Consider the following 15,188-nt stretch of genomic DNA (forward strand, 5'->3'; position numbering starts at 1 on the left):
CCGCCCTAACCCGCGTGGGTCGAGTGGCGGCATCCGCACGACACCGGCATCCCGCGGTCGCTATAGGCGGCCTCGTTCTCCGCGCATTCCGGTTCGATCCGCAGCAACCGGTCGATTCGCGACGCGAACTTCGTGCGGGCCGGCACAGCGTGGGAGCAGACCGGGCATCGCGGTGACGCCGGCGGGCCTGTCTCAGTCACGAGACACAGCATAAGGCTCCCCACGTCCCAACCAGGCCGGGTTCGCCTGATCCACGACCAGCCCGATTCACGCCCAGCCCTTCGTCCCCCAACGCTCCCGGAGGTGCCCGTGCAGGTCTTCTCGACCCCACCCGCCATTGCGTTTCGACGCCCCTGGCCAACCACTCGCAGAGGCTTCAAGCTCTGGCTCATCTCAGTCGTCCTCGGCGCACGCGGCTTCACCTACGCCACCGAGCCCGCATCCCGATCGGGCGCCTTCCAGTTCCCCTTCGACTGGATGACAACCCAGGGCTGGGGCGTGCTGGTCGTCCTCGTCTGCGGCGTCGCGGTCTTCTCCTCTTACTGCCACCTCGGCCGCGACCGCTTCGGCTACGTCGCGATGACCTGCCTCTCCGGCGGGTGGGCCCTCTGCTATGGCTACGGGTACGCCTTCCGCGGCGCGGGCGAGCCCGCCATCCAAGGCCTGCTGTCGTTCCTGCTCATTGTCGTGCTCCTCATGCACTGCGCAGGCGATCCGGAGTACCAGCCCGGCGAGCGGAGAAGCCGGCGGGGACGCCGGTGAACGACTTCCCCTGGCGCGACGTCGCCTTCGTCGGCGGCCTGGTCCTGACCTTCCTCGCCTCGAGGTACACCGCGAAGCAGAACACCCGCGCCGCCGAGCGCACCGCCGAGGTCGCCAAGGCCGCCGCAGCCCAGGCAACCGCCGTCGACCGCGACCGGCTCGGCCTCGACGCGATGGAGGCGTCACTGGCCGAGCAGGAGCGGCGCATCGAGCGGATGAGCCGAGAGCTCGCCGCCGCTGTCGACGGCCGGCGGGTCGCCGAGCAGCACGCCGCCGAGGCCGAGCGCCGCGCCACTGCTGCCGAGGACAAGGCCGAGCGCCTCGAGCGCCGCGTCGCGCACCTCGAGGCCGAGCGCGGCCCCGACCTCGAGCGCCCCGACCTCTGAGACCCCGTCTCCACCTGGCCCGGCACATCACCGGGCCACTCCGCCACGCCCGAACCCACCTCGAGGAGATCTCCATGACCGGCACCACCGACGACCGCAACGACCCCGGCCTGGGCCAGGTCGACTCCGACACCGGCCTGCAGGCCTCCTACCTCGTGCTGTCCGACGAGGAGCGCGCCCAGGGCTTCGTCCGCCCCGTGCGCCGCACCTACGTCCACCAGACCTGCGGAACCGCCACCACGATGAGCCTCGCGATCGCTGAGACCTACGCCCGCCAGCCCGGGTTCTACGGCGGCACCTATTGCGCCGGCTGTCGCGACCACTTCCCGGTCGGGGAGCACGGCCAGTTCGTCTGGGACGGCACCGACCAGAAGGTCGGTTCCTGATGGCCCGCATGCCCGGCACGATCTGGGTCGGGGAGCAGTCGCCCCGCACCCCGATGAGCCGCTACGACATCGTCTGCGTGCACACCATCGTCGGCTACGCCCCCGCCCACGCCGCTCACTTCTCCACCCACGGCGACGGCCGCACCGAGCAGTCCCGCGACACCCTCTACCGCTCCGCGGCCAACCTCGACGGCAACCACCGGATCATCGCGATCGAGAACGAGGACCACGGCAACCCCTTCCCCGCCTGGGGCGGCTCGGATGTCCCCGCCCTGTCCGACGAGCAGGTCGAGTCCTGCGCCCGGATCCTCGCCTGGGCCCACCACGAGCACGACGTCCCGCTCCAGCTGTGCCCCGACTCCCGCCCCGGCTCCCGCGGCCTGGCCTACCACCGCCAGGGCTGCGACGGGACCTTCACCGACGGCCACCCCGGCCGCGTCTCCGGCGGCGAAGTGTGGACCTCCAGCTTCGGCAAGGTCTGCCCCGGTGGCCGCCGCATCGCCCAGCTCCCCCTGATCCTCGCGCGAGCGCGCGAGATCGCCTACCCCAAGGAGAACCCGCTCATGGCAGTCACCGAGAAGGACTTCGACGCCCTCGCCGAGAACGTCGCCGACATCAAGATCGCGGTCGGCGACGTCCGCGACGCACTCAGCACCCTGCGCCAGAAAGAGGCCCAGCGCTTCCAGGCCCAGATCAAGGAGCTGCGCGGCCAGGGCAAGACCGACCGCCAGATCCTCGAGCAGCTGCAGGCCGAGGCCGGCTGACATGCCTGCGCTCCTGATACTCGGTGCGCTGCTCTGGCTCCTGGCGCTCGCGGCCCCGAGCACCCGGCCCCCGGGCGGCCCCGACGACCGCCCCGTCAAGGACCTGAAGCCGCTGCACCTGGCCGCGTGGAACCCCCACCTCGGCGCGCCGCGAGACCGGATCCAGGCCTGGGTCGCCGACACCCGCGCCTGGGCCGACCTCTGGGTCCTCAACGAGGTCGGCCGGTCGTTCGCAGCCCTGGCCGCGATCGCGAAGGTCTTCGGGCTCGGCCACGCCCAGGAGCGCCCCGTGGCGCGCGGTGCCGTCGTCGACGAGCGCGGCTCCACCGCCATCCTCACCGGCCCCGGCTTCCACCGCGGCGGCGGCCGCGTCCTCGCCCTGGCCCGCCGCTGGAAGGTGTTCTCCGCGAACCGGTGGCACACCGGCCGCCGGCTGCAGATCCAGCGCGGCAAGGTCGGCGGCCGCGCCGGGTGGCGGGTCAAGGTCGTCGCCGCCCACGGCCCCACCAACGGGCCCAACGGTGGCAACCGGGACGCCTACGCCGAGTTCCTCGCCGTCCTGCTCCGCGCCCTGGTCTTCACCCGCCCCGGCACCGTCGTCGTCATCGCCGGCGACCTCAACGCCAAGCGCGCCGACCTCGCGAAGTGGATCCGCTCCCCCGCCCTGGCCTGGCTCGGACTGCGGATGGCCGGGCACAACGTCGACTGGTGCATCACCCGCGGCGCCGACGTCAACGCCGAGCGTGGGGAGTCGAAGCGCGGCTCGGACCACTACCCGATCCGCTACACCATCACCCCGCGGCCGAAACGCCTCGCGAAGATCCGCGCCGCCATCACCTCCCGCCGCAGAAGGCGGGCCCGGAAGTGACCACCCGCGACCCGTGGTGGATCCGCGCGATCTGCGCGACCACCGCGGTCCTGCGCCGCGTCACCAGCCACCACCTCTGACCCACCACTCGAGGAGAACGCCGTGATCCCGTTCCTGCCCTACCTCAAGGCCTACGCCGCTCTCGTCGGCTCCCTGGCCACCGCCATGCTCGGCATCTACGCCCCCGACACCGTCGCCGGCCAGGTCCTGACGGTCGCGGTTGCCCTGACCACCGCGATCGCGACCTTCGCCGTGCCGAACATCCCGGCCACCGAGCCCGACGGTGAGCATGAGCTCGGACGCCGCGGCGACCGCGGCGCCGCTCAGCTGCACCCCGTGCTCCAGGTCAGCGCGGTGCTGCTTCTCGCGGTCCTCGCCTGGATCCTGGCCGGCCTGTTCTTCCGGGGTGGTCAGGTACTCCTGGGTTTCCCCTAGGCTCGCCCGCGGTGCCGGACCCCATGCCGGTCACCAAGCGCCCCGTCACCCTCGAGCAGGGTGGCGGGGCGTTCTCGCGCGACCAGTGAAACGGGCGAGTGCTTCCCGCCCAAGGTGGTCTGGTCCACCACTGCTCCCCTACGACCAGAATTGGGTAAGACCCCACACGCCCACAGCTCCCGGCCATTGACGCGGACTAATTTCCGATTCACTCAGTAGATCCGCATCGAAGAACCCGGAGCACCTCATGAAGAACCTGTCCCACCGCCGCGCCGTTGCCGCAGCGTTCCTCGTCGCCACCACGCTCGGCACCACCCTCACCGCGGCGGGGCCAGCCAGTGCCGAGTACGCCGGCACCACCGAAGGGTGCACCCCCGGCTACTGGAAGAACCACCCCGAGGCCTGGTTGGAGACGCCCGACGCGCCCGCTCCCGTGTACAAGGAGAAGACCCCGCTGACCACGATCTCGAACTCCTTCGCCGCCTACCTCCCCGATGCCACCTTCGGCAGCGCACTGCGTGCGAAGGGCGGCAGTGGCCTGAAGGGCGCCGCAGGCAACCTCGCCCGCGCCGCAACGGCGTCGTGGTTGAACGCGACCGTCGAGATCGCGTTCCCCTACCGCAGGAACACGGCCGGGATCGATGGCCAGGAATCCCTGCGTGTTCTGGTCACGCGTGCACTCGAGTCGCGCGACCGGGCAACGATCCTGGCGCTGGCAACCACCCTGGACGATGCGAACAACCTGGGTTGCCCGCTGTGACCTGAGCCGTCGGCGTAAGCCAACCGCTCTCTGACGCCCCGTCACCCTCCTAGGGTGGCGGGGCGTTCGTGGCGTTCAGGACAACCTGGCGGGCCCCGGGAAGGCGGGGCATCCCCCCGTGCACCGTCTCCCCGGGGCCCAGAGAAAGTGTGCGACCAACTCCCAGCAACGCCCGCGTGTCGCTGCGAACACCCGCCTCGTCCTACCCTCGACGTGTCGCCCGGCTACCCCCCGACCGTGCGGCCCGATGGTCACCGCTCCCAACTTGCTCGAGCGGGACCATCGCGCGCCACCACGGCATCAGCTACGTTGCTGCGTAGTCGTCACGCCCCAGACCCCGGTAGTCGACCAGGGGCCCCGGAAACTTGCGGCGGCATCGTCCGGGGCCCCGCCTGACCCGCGACGCGATCGGTCGTTCGGACTGAGCAGATCACCTGTGCACCGACCCGGAGCCCTCATCGTCATGCCACTGGCTCGGGGCCGCCAGGTATGACCCCGCGGGGGCCGATGCATCCCCCGACGCACCGGCCCCCACGGGTCCAGCCACAGTCTGGCCGCCGGGACTTCACGCGGCCAGGGTCTTCTGGCCCTCGCCGTTTGACAACCACGGCGCCTCACACGACGTCTCGGATGCTCCGGTACTTGTAGCGTGCCGCCCATGTGGAGCCTGCTGCGCAAGACCATCGATCGAGGCCGGGAAGAGGCGCGTCAGCCCGGGTCCTGGATCGTCTTCGCGTTCATCGGCGCGCTCAACGTGGGACAAGCGATCTACGCCGACTCAGTGCTAGGCCGCCTGATTTTCCTTGTGGTCGCAGGCTTGGCCATCCTCGTCGCCGTCAAGTTCTTCCTGGCCAGCCGCACGGCCCCGCAAGACCGCACCGACTAGGTGGCTGAGCGAGTTCCCGCGGGTGCCAATGCGCCCCCGGCGCACCGGCCCCGCGGGTCCAGATCGAGTCTCGCCGACCAGTCTTGCGAGCCCAACGGTCGTATGACCCGGCCCGGACAGGTCATCTGCTCATTCGGCCACGGGCCGGATCGCGGACGCCGGCACCCAGCTCTGTCTCACGGTGGCTTCCGTCGCACCGCCCTGGGCCGGGTCGGCCGCGATTACCCAGCCCTCCCAGCCGACGCCCTCACGCTGCCGCCAGGCCAGCAGCAGGCCCGGGGCCGCGTCGGTCTCCCACCGGCCGGTGACGCAGGTCCACACGTGGATCGGGAGCTCGTGCACCCGGGCAGCGTACGGCCGCTCTCGACGTAGGCTCCTTGTGCGCCCGTGGTGCGCCCGCAGCACCCGCCGACAGTGCCCACCTTGACAACCATGACGGTTGCAACACCAGGTCAGACGGGTCCAGGCCCCTTGATCTGCACCCGGCGCATCGTTGACACGGAAGAGGTCACTGGTTCAAACCCAGTATCGCCCACCACGTTTCCGCAGGTCAGAGGCGATTTTCCAGAGTTTGGATCGCTGCGGGGAACAATCGGGGAACAGTGAGTGGGCCTCGATCGACGAGTCTCGCTTCCGCCGCGGTGCATTCGAACGGTCACCGCAGACCAATCTCGGCTGGCACGGGCGAGAACGTAAGTAATCCGAGCACAACGTAGGTCGGGCCGTTCTGGCGCAGAACAGCACAACCGACCACATGCCAGAGCGCCCGGTGACTTGTGATTCATGTACCAGTTCTACGGCCGTGCGTAGCCCTTACTCCTTCTAAGTTGATGGGACCGCGCACACGGCTGCGGCCTAGGTGTTTAGCGCCGCCACCGGGTCAGAAGCGCATGGCGTTGGGGGACTGACTGACACGTCTGTCGAGCCTGGCGGAGGCGAGCGCCGAACCATCTTCTGGCGATGTTGTGGTGCCGTCGAATTCTGTCTTCCAGCGGCGTTGCCGCTGATCGCGTCGCGTCGCTTCTGGATCGCTCAGTTCGCCGCCATTCGGGACTGTGGCGCAGCGCCAACGGGGCTTGGCGAAGAAGCCCGTCTTATGCGGAATCGAAGTCACCGGTTGGAAGAGCCTGGAACGCCGGCGGGACAACGCGCTGCTGTTAAGTTGGCCCGCGGGCCTCCAAGAGGTCGGTTCGGCGCTTCCAGCCGCGGGGGAAGCGCCGCCTACTTGATTGTCGTGTCGCGGCGTTGTCGAGCGGCTGGAGCGTCAGAGATGGATTCGTTCGTTGGAGAACTGGCTGAGGCCCGTACTGACCTAGAAGCAGCCGTCGCTGACCAGTTGGCGACACTGTCGGAGGCGTCAAAGGCGCCGCGGGAGGTTGCCCTCCCTGCAGAACTTCTGGACAGCAAAGCCATCAGCTTCTCCTCCGCTGAGTGGATGGCGGATCTGTGCTCGGTACAGGGCTGGCTGAAACTCGACATCCCCCTAACACCGGGCGCCTCCCTCGACGAACCCCTGGCACACCTGACTGAGCAGTTGGCGACCTCCGAAGAGCGTCCCGAGCAACTAGTTGAACTCGGCGGCTCGTTCCCCGTACTCTCCGTCGCCGGTCTCGACCGGCTTCGCGCACGATGTGACCGAGCAATCGAATTGCAGCGTGACTTCCTCGCCGATCTGGAAGGCGAGGGTGGCTCGCTCGCGGCAGCGACGCGACGCTGGCGTGAGGCGTGGGAGGAGGCGCCCGAGGTCGAGGAAGAGAACTCGGGCCCCGTCACGGCTCGCACCCATGTCTGGCCCATCCAGGAGTTCGGGGACATGGCCGAGCGCGGCAAACTCAACCTCAGCCCGTCCTACCAGCGAGGCGACGTCTGGCCGACGACCGATGCTCAGATGCTCATCGAATCGATCCTCAGGGGCATCCCCCTACCGTCGGTCATCGTCCTCAAACCGAGCAACCAGTTCGACGCGCCGTTCGAGGTAGTTGACGGCAAACAGCGGTTGACATCGATTCTGCGCTTCATCGGACGGCATCCCGGCGCCGCCGACGTCATTGACAGAGCGGAGGCCCTCCACCCGGACGCCGGCCTGAAGCGTCTCTTCCGCGAGGACTATCCAGCCTTCCGCCGCGCCTGGAAGAACGTCGTTGGCGAACAACTGACAGCAACCGTGGAGCGTGACTACTACTTCCCTTTCAAGTTGCGTACCAACTCCCCTGCGCTGCGGGGGGAACTTGCTGAGTTTCAGGGCCGGTACTACTCACAAATTCGAAACCGGCCGATCAACATTGCCGACGAACTCGTCGAGGTCGCGCAGATCTTTGAGCGAGTCTCTGCCTACAAAATCCCAGTCATCGAATACTCGCGCGCGACCCGAAGGCAGATCCATGAGGTCTTCAACCTGTACAACAAGCAGGGCAAGCACCTCAATGCCGAGGAGATCCGCAACGCGCTTTATCACAATCTCTCGCTCATGCGAGCGCTTCTAGTATCCGCTGGCGACAGTGGCGCAGACGATCCCAATATGCGGTTCGAGGTCGCTCCGTTCCTGCGCGAGCCTTGGGACTTGATCGACCACGTTGGTGACACCCTTAAGCAGTTTGAATTTGGCGTAAGCCGCTATCGGCGCACAAAGGTCCTGTCGTGGCTGGCCGCAACCGTAGTCGTTGAGCAACCGCCCGGCCAAGAGCCCAAAATCCCTTCGACGGCTAGGCACATCGACGCTTTACTCGATCGCGTCGAAGAGGCCACCGCCGACCCCTTGAGAAACGACCGCCGCGTGGCCGACCTCATGGCGTTCCTCGCCAACGCGATTAGCGCCCATGCCGCAACGCCGTCGGCCTGGGCCGCGATCTTCATGGACGGCGCCAACGGCACTAAATGGCAGGAACTCCCTCTGATCAGTTCACTGGCGGGAGTGTGTATCGCCTCAGCCGTCCTCGGTGACGATATCGAGGACGCTCTGGCGGACAACGCCGAGACTCTTCAGAACCTCTCGGGATCGGACGCCTGGCAGCGTCCCGACAACACTCAAACTCAGTCTCAGTGGCGCTACACGGCAAAGATTGCGATCTGGGTCGTGCGAGCCCTTGGAGTCGATCTCGACGAAGCACACGCCGCTATCCGCGCGCGGTTCGGCAGCTCAGCGGTCTCTACCCTCGAAGGCATTTACGAGCACGATCCGCTGACGGCACACGAGCGCGAGGGAGCTGGTTACTCGACGAACGACCGCGGTGCGACCGGACGATGAACGAACATGAGAGCGACGGCGAGAGCCACGTTTCGGGTGGAACGTCCGAGACTCTCCATCTTCAACCGCAGTCAACCGCGGAGGAGCCAGATGACGGCGGCTCCCCCGCCAGCACCGGACTACCGCCGAGCACCTGGTGGTCGCGCTATCGCGACCAACTCGCGCACGGCCTCACACCCACGGCACTATCGGTCGTCGAAGCAGACTGCGACTACATTCATCGCTTAGGGGTCCTCGGTGCCGGCCCAGCCGGCGATGACCGCTGGCCGACGGGCAGAGTCCGCAGCGGGCTCGTGATGGGTGCCGTGCAATCCGGCAAGACAGCCTCCATGCTGGGCGTCGCGGCCAAGAGCCTAGACAGCGGCGTCGACGCGGTCGTCGTTCTGGCAGGAACCCGCGTCGCGTTGTGGCGTCAGACCCTCGACCGACTCGTCGCCCAACTCGACCAGCCCGGACCCGAGCGCATCCCGGCGGCCTCGCGCCGAACCCTGGTGCCCAGCCTTTCAGCGGCGTCTGCAGACGACGAGGCGCCATCCCTGAGCCGGCTCTACGGAGTCAACGGGCCACAAGCACGGCGCATGATCAGCAAGCGTCGCCCGCTGGTCTGCGTGACTATGAAGAATGTTCACCACGTCCGTGCTCTCGCCGACATGCTCCGCAACCAGCTCTGGCCAGCTGTCACGAGCGCCGGTCGACCTTTTCATCTGCTCGTGCTCGACGATGAGGCAGACGACGGGTCCATCCTCGACGCCAGGATCGAGCAGAGTGTCGATCCCGTGCTCGGAGACCTCAAACAGATCCCGCGCTCCATCGTTGACCTCTGGGCGAGCCGCCCCCACCGTGGCTCATCCGCCTCGCCGTCGCTTTACGTCACTTATGTCGGCTACACCGCTACCCCGCAAGCCAACTTCCTGCAGTACGACCACAATCCCCTCGCACCGCGCGACTTCGTCGCCGCCCTGCGAACCCCATATGACCGCGGGACCATCGACCCGCGCCGGACCACCTATCTCGAGCCGAACGGGTTGCACAACTACTACACCGGGGGGGAGGCGTTCTACCGCCAGCTCCCTAGCGACACCCTCGTCAGAGAGCCCCACGCACGCGAGGTCGAAGCAACCCGAATCGCACTCTTCAGTTTCCTTCTCGCTGGAGCGATCCGGCTCTGGCGCGACCCGAGTCGCCTAGGGCCGCGCGGGGCCCGCGAGGCGAAGTTCGAAACTGCGGACGAGGCGCGGCAAGCGGTCATGCGCCCCCACACCATGCTGGTCCATCCCTCAGCCGCGATCGCGGATCAGTACGCCGCCGCATCGACTCTCCTGAGAGCAGCCGGACTCGAGTCGCGAGAAGCAGCGGATGCTTGGCTTCACTCGGGTCAGCGGGCTCTGCCAACAGAGGCGCTCCTCCAAAGCCTGACGGACCAGCCTGCGGCGTGGCGAGAGGCGCTTGTCGACTTCCGAACAACGGCCCAGCAGGTCGCCTCGGCTTACGGCCTGCCATCCACCCCCGCAGTCCCAGACGACTCGCAGTGGAACGCGGTTGAGGCGGTGCTCCGCGATCAAATTATCCCGGGCACCCGCTTTGCGGTCGTCAACAGTGACCCCACCGCCGACGACCGCCCCAGCTTCGAACCATCCACGCTCCCCGACGAGGACGGCTGGGCGGCCGCACGCGACCTGTGCACCGTATTCGTTTCGGGGAATGTCATGTCCCGCGGTCTCACCCTCGAAGGGCTCGCCACATCCCTCTTTCTGCGCCGCAGTGACGAGCCAATGGCAGACACACAGATGCAGATGCAACGCTGGTTTGGCTACCGAGGCCGCGACCTCGAACTATGCCGAGTCTTCGTCCCGGCCGCTCAGCAGGACCTCTTCCGCGCTTATCACGAAGCAGATGAAGCACTCCGGCGAGACGTCCTCGACCTCATGGATGAGGACACGACCTCAGCGCCCAAGCCTCAGGTCCTCCAAGGACGTGGATTCATCGCAACCGGCAAGTTGGCCAACATTCGCAACGTGCCTCTGTGCCCCGGCGCGTTCCCTTTCATCCGCTTAATGAACAGAGCCTCACGGCCGGACCCCAACATCAACGTGGTCCACGACGCCTTCTCTCGACCGTCACAAGACCTCGTGGTGTCTGGACGACTGCGCGGCCGCCTGCTTAACGACACCCTCGACCTCCTCAGCGTCGCAACGCTCCTGGACTCCCTGGCCTACGAGAACTACCACCCTGGAGGAGACGAGTGGGAGACCCGCCGCTGGTCAAGTGTCGCCAGCCACGCCGGCCTCACATCGGCGAACGACAACGGGAACGCTTTCCCTCTCTACCGCGCGCCTGCGCCACCGAACGGAGGTCAGCCGAGCAGCCCGCGCCGAGACTGCCCCTACGCAATTGCGGCCTACCTAAGGCTCTGGAGTGCCTGCCTCACACGCCACGCTCGCGGACTCGTCCCCACTGACAGCCCAAGAATCCCGTGGTCAATGATCGACCTGCGCCAGCGTCAGGCCACCCAGCCATGCTTCCGCGTTGGAATCCGCTACGGATCGGGGAGCCCCGCAGCGTCCCCGCCGCTCACTGACCTACCGTTCCAGATCCCCACGATGAAACGCGATGTCAACGCCGTTGGAGACCTCGCCGGCACCTGGGGCACCCGCAACCCCGGGGTCCAGCCCGATGCCTATCTCGGCGATAGTTTTTTTGACTACCACGCCGACACCGCGCCCCACTCGGCCGTCGCCGCAAACGGCACCATCTGGCGCCCCGCGGGTGCGCCCGGCCTACTCCTCTTCCACATCGTTGACCGTGCGCCGGACCAGAATCCGACGGTCGCAGTCGGGCTCGCCATCCCCCTTGGCGGCCCCGACCAGTTCGCGGCCCGAACCACGTAGACCGGACTCTTCGTCTCCACGGAGCACTGGGTCACCGACGTCGAGATCCTGGCGCGCAAGTCATGCACTTCGACAGTCAATATTCGAGCCCACCACCGTGCACAACAACTTGCAGGGATCCCTATGACCGGTTCACGCAACGCACCAGACCACGGCACTTATGAGGGGGTGCTTCAGACCATTAGCACCCTTACAGCAGCAACCAATAGCGAAACGCGCCACATCACGTGGCTCACAGGTTCCCAGACCCTCGGCGTCGCGCGGAGCACTGATGGCCGATTGGAGATCTTCCTGGTCGGCGACGAGCTCCAGCCACGCGCAACCCGCATCCGTGACAACTTGATCTACCAAGAGTGGCATCGCACCGACCAGCGTCCGTCCGTGCTTGCCAACCGAATACTGCTCCCACCCGCCGGCCACTTTGAGCAGGTCGCCGCGTTCTTATGCATCGAAATCATTCGAAGCGATGTGGCCACCGATATGCCCCGAGCCTTCGCCCGCGCCGAGCCAATGATCGAACTCGCTCTCGACCGGCTCCGTCTCGCAGACGAGGACCTACTCGGCCTATGCGGAGAACTCGTCCTTCTCCAAGCGCTGCTTCGCGCTGCACAGCCGGACACGAAACTGGAGATCATCCGCGGCTGGAAGGGACACCGGCGATCTGCCAGAGACTTCGAACTCAATGGCACCGGCATCGAAGTCAAGACCACCACTGGCGCCGCTTCGTCGCACCATATGGCCGGCCTCCACCAGGTCGAAGCCGGGCACACCGAGAGCGGCGAGCCAGAGCGACGCTTCTACCTCGCCTCCATCGGGCTCGCATGGCTGTCACCGAGCCAGGCTGAGACCAGCGCCACGTTCAAACTCTCGGCGCTCGCCGACAGCATCTTGGCCGAGATGACTACAGCTGAGATTAGCCAGGACACGGTGGCCTGGTTCATTCAGGCCATGCGCGAGTACGGCACAGACCCGAACCGCGGGTACGACCACACTGACATTGATAGTCGCCATCTGTACGACCGGCCGTTTGCCATCGCCTTCGCGCGGCTCTACGACATGGCCGATCCCGGTGTGCAGGTGATGCGCTCGGACGATGTCGTGAGCCATCCCTTCACGGACGCCAGCTCTCTGAGGTTCCGCATCAACCTCCCCGACCAAGTCGGCGGTGACTTCAATCCGACTGTGGGTATGGGTCAGATCGCCCAAACTATTGTCGGCTGAGCGCTGTAGATTCCGCCCGCACAACGACCTACGCGGCGCCTCCGCGGTCGCCCGAAAGCAAGCGCGGGCTTTGGCGTCACTGCCACGGAGGGACCAGAACAGTTGTACCTAACGACGTCAGGTCTTGTCCCGGCGCGACGGTTGGCGAGCGTCGCGCCACGGATTAGTGCGGTCGACTGGAGTCACCGCTGCCGTGAACGGCCAAATGGTCGCGCACCTCGGGGTGACGCACGGCCCTGACGGGACTAATGATTGGGGTATCGGTAGGACGCTTGCGCGAAGTCCGGGAAAAGCCAGCGTTATCCATTGGTGTCATCATGACGACTGGCAGTTTGGACGTGTTCGGATTGAGTACGAGCCGTCTTCTGACGACGGGGTGACGGCGCCGATCTGCGGCGTCTGCAAGACGGAGGAAGCGTTGTGGCCCAGTAACACACTTAAATTCTGACCTGGTGCGCGGCCTAATTGTCGTCCTTAGAGTACGTCTCACGGATCGGTTGCTCTGGGGCCGACCTGGCCGGCTATGTCCGCCAACTCTCACGCCGGTTTCGAAGTGCGCGACCGACGCCGCCCGAGGCAGGCGGTCCGTTGGGAACCGGCCGCGTGGTGTCCGGCGCGGTGGGCAGAAGCGGCTACAACCATGTCGTTTCTCAGCCGCCATCCTCCGGCTGAATGTCACTTCCTCCCACGGCGGGGGGTTACCGGGAGGTTATTAAATTGCATGATTAGCCGTTGCCCTAAGGCTGCGGCACCTTCTGAGGGTAGTAGTACCTTACGACGTGGAGGTTACTATCTACAGCTTTGGCCGACAGGTTGTACTTCGGGCCGCGGTCGTCGCCGCGTTCGCCCGCAACCCGCGGTGCCTGCGGACCTTGCTTGAAACCAGTTACCAAACCAGATGCCTTAGCAGCGTCCAATGCGGAGGTGTTCGCGAAGTAAAACGCATCGACATAGAGAGGCTCGAATGCAGCCTTCCTGCGCCGGGGCTTGCCGGAGTTGGACGGCGCGGCCGGCTTGTCCTTGAACGCGTCATGCCACGCTTTGAATGCTCCATCGACGTCCTCAACCGCCAAGCCGCCCACCATGACGAACCCGAGCCCTTGTTCCTCTATACAGTTCTCAACAGACAACGCCTCGTTGAGGGGAGAACTCGCCCTGCCCGGCTTGGTCTGGCCGGTCCTCGGGTCTTTCCAGCAGCTGGTGTGGGCTTTGAAGTCCCATACGAAATTCAGGCTGTAATCGAACGGTTCGGGTCCGTACTTCGTGCGTGGAGGATTCGGGTTGGGTGCGAACCGGCGGCCTAGGACTGTGCGGGCCTGGAACTCCCAGAACCACCCTGGCCACTCCGTATGGTTCGCTTTCCCCGTCTCGTTGTCGGCGAGCCACTTGACAGTGCGGCGACCGTCCCAGTGAACGCGCTCTGAGCCATCAGGAAACCTCGTTGCGCTGAATCCGTCGACCAATGCAGCCGAGAGCGCTTGGCCCTCTTCCTCAGGCGTTCCGAAGAGGAGCGCGCGGTTGACGCCGAGCTTGCCGAGCCGCCGTTCCGCGCCGGCGAGCAGGACGTTAAGTCCAGCGAGCGTGATCGTGCCCTGCGTCGAGATGCAAGTGTCCGACCATGGTGCACCAAACGCTCGTGCCAGCGCCTCCGCTGTGCCGTGTTTGGTCGAGATTGGGACGTCAAGGTTCATCCCACTGACCAGATTGACGAGCACGCGTTTGTGCTCCTTGCCACCCGGCCCGAGCCGCTCCGGACCGGAGTTGGTCAGCATTGAGATTCGATTGACCGCTTCGATCTTCGAGCGAGCCGGGACGAAACGCGCCCACTCATGTCCGTCAAGCAGACTTGGGCGCATCTCCGCGAGCCGCCGGAGCGAACCATCGGCATACGCATCAGTCGCGCCTTCGAGCAGCGCATTGAGAGCGTCGAGGGTAAGCTTGTGCCGGTCAAGGAACCGGCCTGGCTCCCAGCCGACGCCGAGGGCGTCAGCGATCGCAGCGCCCATCAGGTCGCTAGTGACACCCGTATCGATGTCTAGCGCGAGTGCGTCGCGCAGTTCGACGACGGCCCGCTTCTCGCCGCGCGTTCCGGCGTCCGATGCGCCCGTCAGCGAGAAGATCCGCTCGATCGCCTCACCAGGTGTCCCTGCGGGTAGGAAGAACGGTCGGTCAGCAGACATGGTGCACACGTGGGGAGGGTATTCGTGGGGCACCACTCCCCTGGGACGAACTGGCAAGTTCAGTCCTGTCGGACCCACCCGTCGGAGGGTGCATAAGCGATTGCCTTCGCTCGCGCGGGCCGGCGGCCACCCTCGGAGGGACGCTGTTCGCTCGAACAGTTCGGCGGCGCGCCGCGCTCGGAGACAGAAAGTGCCCGTATGCCCTTCGCGTCGTGGCGTTCACTTTCAGTGATCTCTTCGACCTGCTCGCACCGCACCTCGAATGCGCAACGCTGGACGGCGGGTCTGCTGCACGGATCGGTGACATCTGATCTGCGTCGATGTGTGTCGACGCTGGAAGGATGTGCACCATGCCGAAGGCGTTCCCCAAGGAGTTCCGCGAGGACGTGATCCGGGTCTTCAAGTCCT

General features: G+C 66.3%; 13 protein-coding genes. 11 read left to right on the forward strand and 2 right to left on the reverse strand.

Annotated elements, in window-relative coordinates:
- Positions 1-303: 303 nt before the first annotated feature.
- The 8 genes from GV155_RS19085 to GV155_RS19120 all read left to right on the forward strand — a co-directional run bounded on the left by GV155_RS19085 (position 304) and on the right by GV155_RS19120 (position 5,247).
- Positions 304-762, forward strand: a complete 459-nt coding sequence (locus GV155_RS19085; RefSeq protein WP_160011675.1) for a hypothetical protein — start codon at positions 304-306, stop codon at positions 760-762.
- Positions 759-1,148, forward strand: a complete 390-nt coding sequence (locus GV155_RS19090) for a hypothetical protein (RefSeq protein WP_160011677.1) — start codon at positions 759-761, stop codon at positions 1,146-1,148. The genes GV155_RS19085 and GV155_RS19090 overlap by 4 nt, the downstream gene beginning before the upstream one ends.
- Positions 1,149-1,222: 74 nt before the next feature.
- Positions 1,223-1,534, forward strand: coding sequence for a hypothetical protein (locus tag GV155_RS19095; protein WP_160011679.1), 312 nt, complete (start codon positions 1,223-1,225; stop codon positions 1,532-1,534).
- Positions 1,534-2,298: a peptidoglycan recognition protein family protein gene (locus GV155_RS19100; RefSeq protein WP_160011681.1), complete on the forward strand. Its 765-nt coding sequence runs from the start codon at positions 1,534-1,536 to the stop codon at positions 2,296-2,298. The genes GV155_RS19095 and GV155_RS19100 overlap by 1 nt, the downstream gene beginning before the upstream one ends.
- 1 nt (position 2,299) lies before the next feature.
- A complete protein-coding gene (locus GV155_RS19105) occupies positions 2,300-3,166 on the forward strand; it encodes an endonuclease/exonuclease/phosphatase family protein (RefSeq protein WP_160011683.1) in 867 nt (288 codons plus the stop codon).
- Between the two features lie 102 nt (positions 3,167-3,268).
- On the forward strand, positions 3,269-3,601 hold the full coding sequence (locus tag GV155_RS19110; RefSeq protein ID WP_160011685.1) for a hypothetical protein: 333 nt from the start codon (positions 3,269-3,271) through the stop codon (positions 3,599-3,601).
- A 247-nt stretch (positions 3,602-3,848) separates the two neighbouring features.
- Entirely contained in the window at positions 3,849-4,361 is a 513-nt protein-coding gene (locus GV155_RS19115; protein WP_160011686.1) for a hypothetical protein, read from the forward strand.
- A 658-nt stretch (positions 4,362-5,019) separates the two neighbouring features.
- A complete protein-coding gene (locus GV155_RS19120) occupies positions 5,020-5,247 on the forward strand; it encodes a hypothetical protein (RefSeq protein WP_160011688.1) in 228 nt (75 codons plus the stop codon).
- Positions 5,248-5,376: 129 nt separating this feature from the next.
- On the opposite strand, the gene GV155_RS19125 is transcribed toward GV155_RS19120, so the two are convergent.
- Positions 5,377-5,589 carry a hypothetical protein gene (locus tag GV155_RS19125; protein WP_160011690.1) on the reverse strand — a complete coding sequence of 71 codons (213 nt, stop codon included), beginning with the start codon at positions 5,587-5,589 and terminating at the stop codon, positions 5,377-5,379.
- A gap of 928 nt (positions 5,590-6,517) precedes the next feature.
- Here GV155_RS19125 and GV155_RS19130 point away from each other — a divergent pair.
- The 3 genes from GV155_RS19130 to GV155_RS19140 all read left to right on the forward strand — a co-directional run bounded on the left by GV155_RS19130 (position 6,518) and on the right by GV155_RS19140 (position 12,600).
- Positions 6,518-8,491, forward strand: coding sequence for a DUF262 domain-containing protein (locus tag GV155_RS19130; RefSeq protein WP_160011692.1), 1,974 nt, complete (start codon positions 6,518-6,520; stop codon positions 8,489-8,491).
- 329 nt (positions 8,492-8,820) lie between these two features.
- A complete protein-coding gene (locus tag GV155_RS19135; RefSeq protein WP_201300374.1) occupies positions 8,821-11,379 on the forward strand; it encodes a Z1 domain-containing protein in 2,559 nt (852 codons plus the stop codon).
- A 279-nt stretch (positions 11,380-11,658) separates the two neighbouring features.
- Positions 11,659-12,600, forward strand: coding sequence for a PD-(D/E)XK motif protein (locus tag GV155_RS19140; protein ID WP_160011696.1), 942 nt, complete (start codon positions 11,659-11,661; stop codon positions 12,598-12,600).
- Between the two features lie 737 nt (positions 12,601-13,337).
- Here GV155_RS19140 and GV155_RS19145 read toward each other — a convergent pair.
- Positions 13,338-14,789, reverse strand: a complete 1,452-nt coding sequence (locus tag GV155_RS19145) for a hypothetical protein (protein ID WP_160011698.1) — start codon at positions 14,787-14,789, stop codon at positions 13,338-13,340.
- Positions 14,790-15,188 lie beyond the last annotated feature (399 nt).

Source organism: Nocardioides sp. AX2bis (genome assembly GCF_902506435.1).
Classification (GTDB): domain Bacteria; phylum Actinomycetota; class Actinomycetes; order Propionibacteriales; family Nocardioidaceae; genus Nocardioides.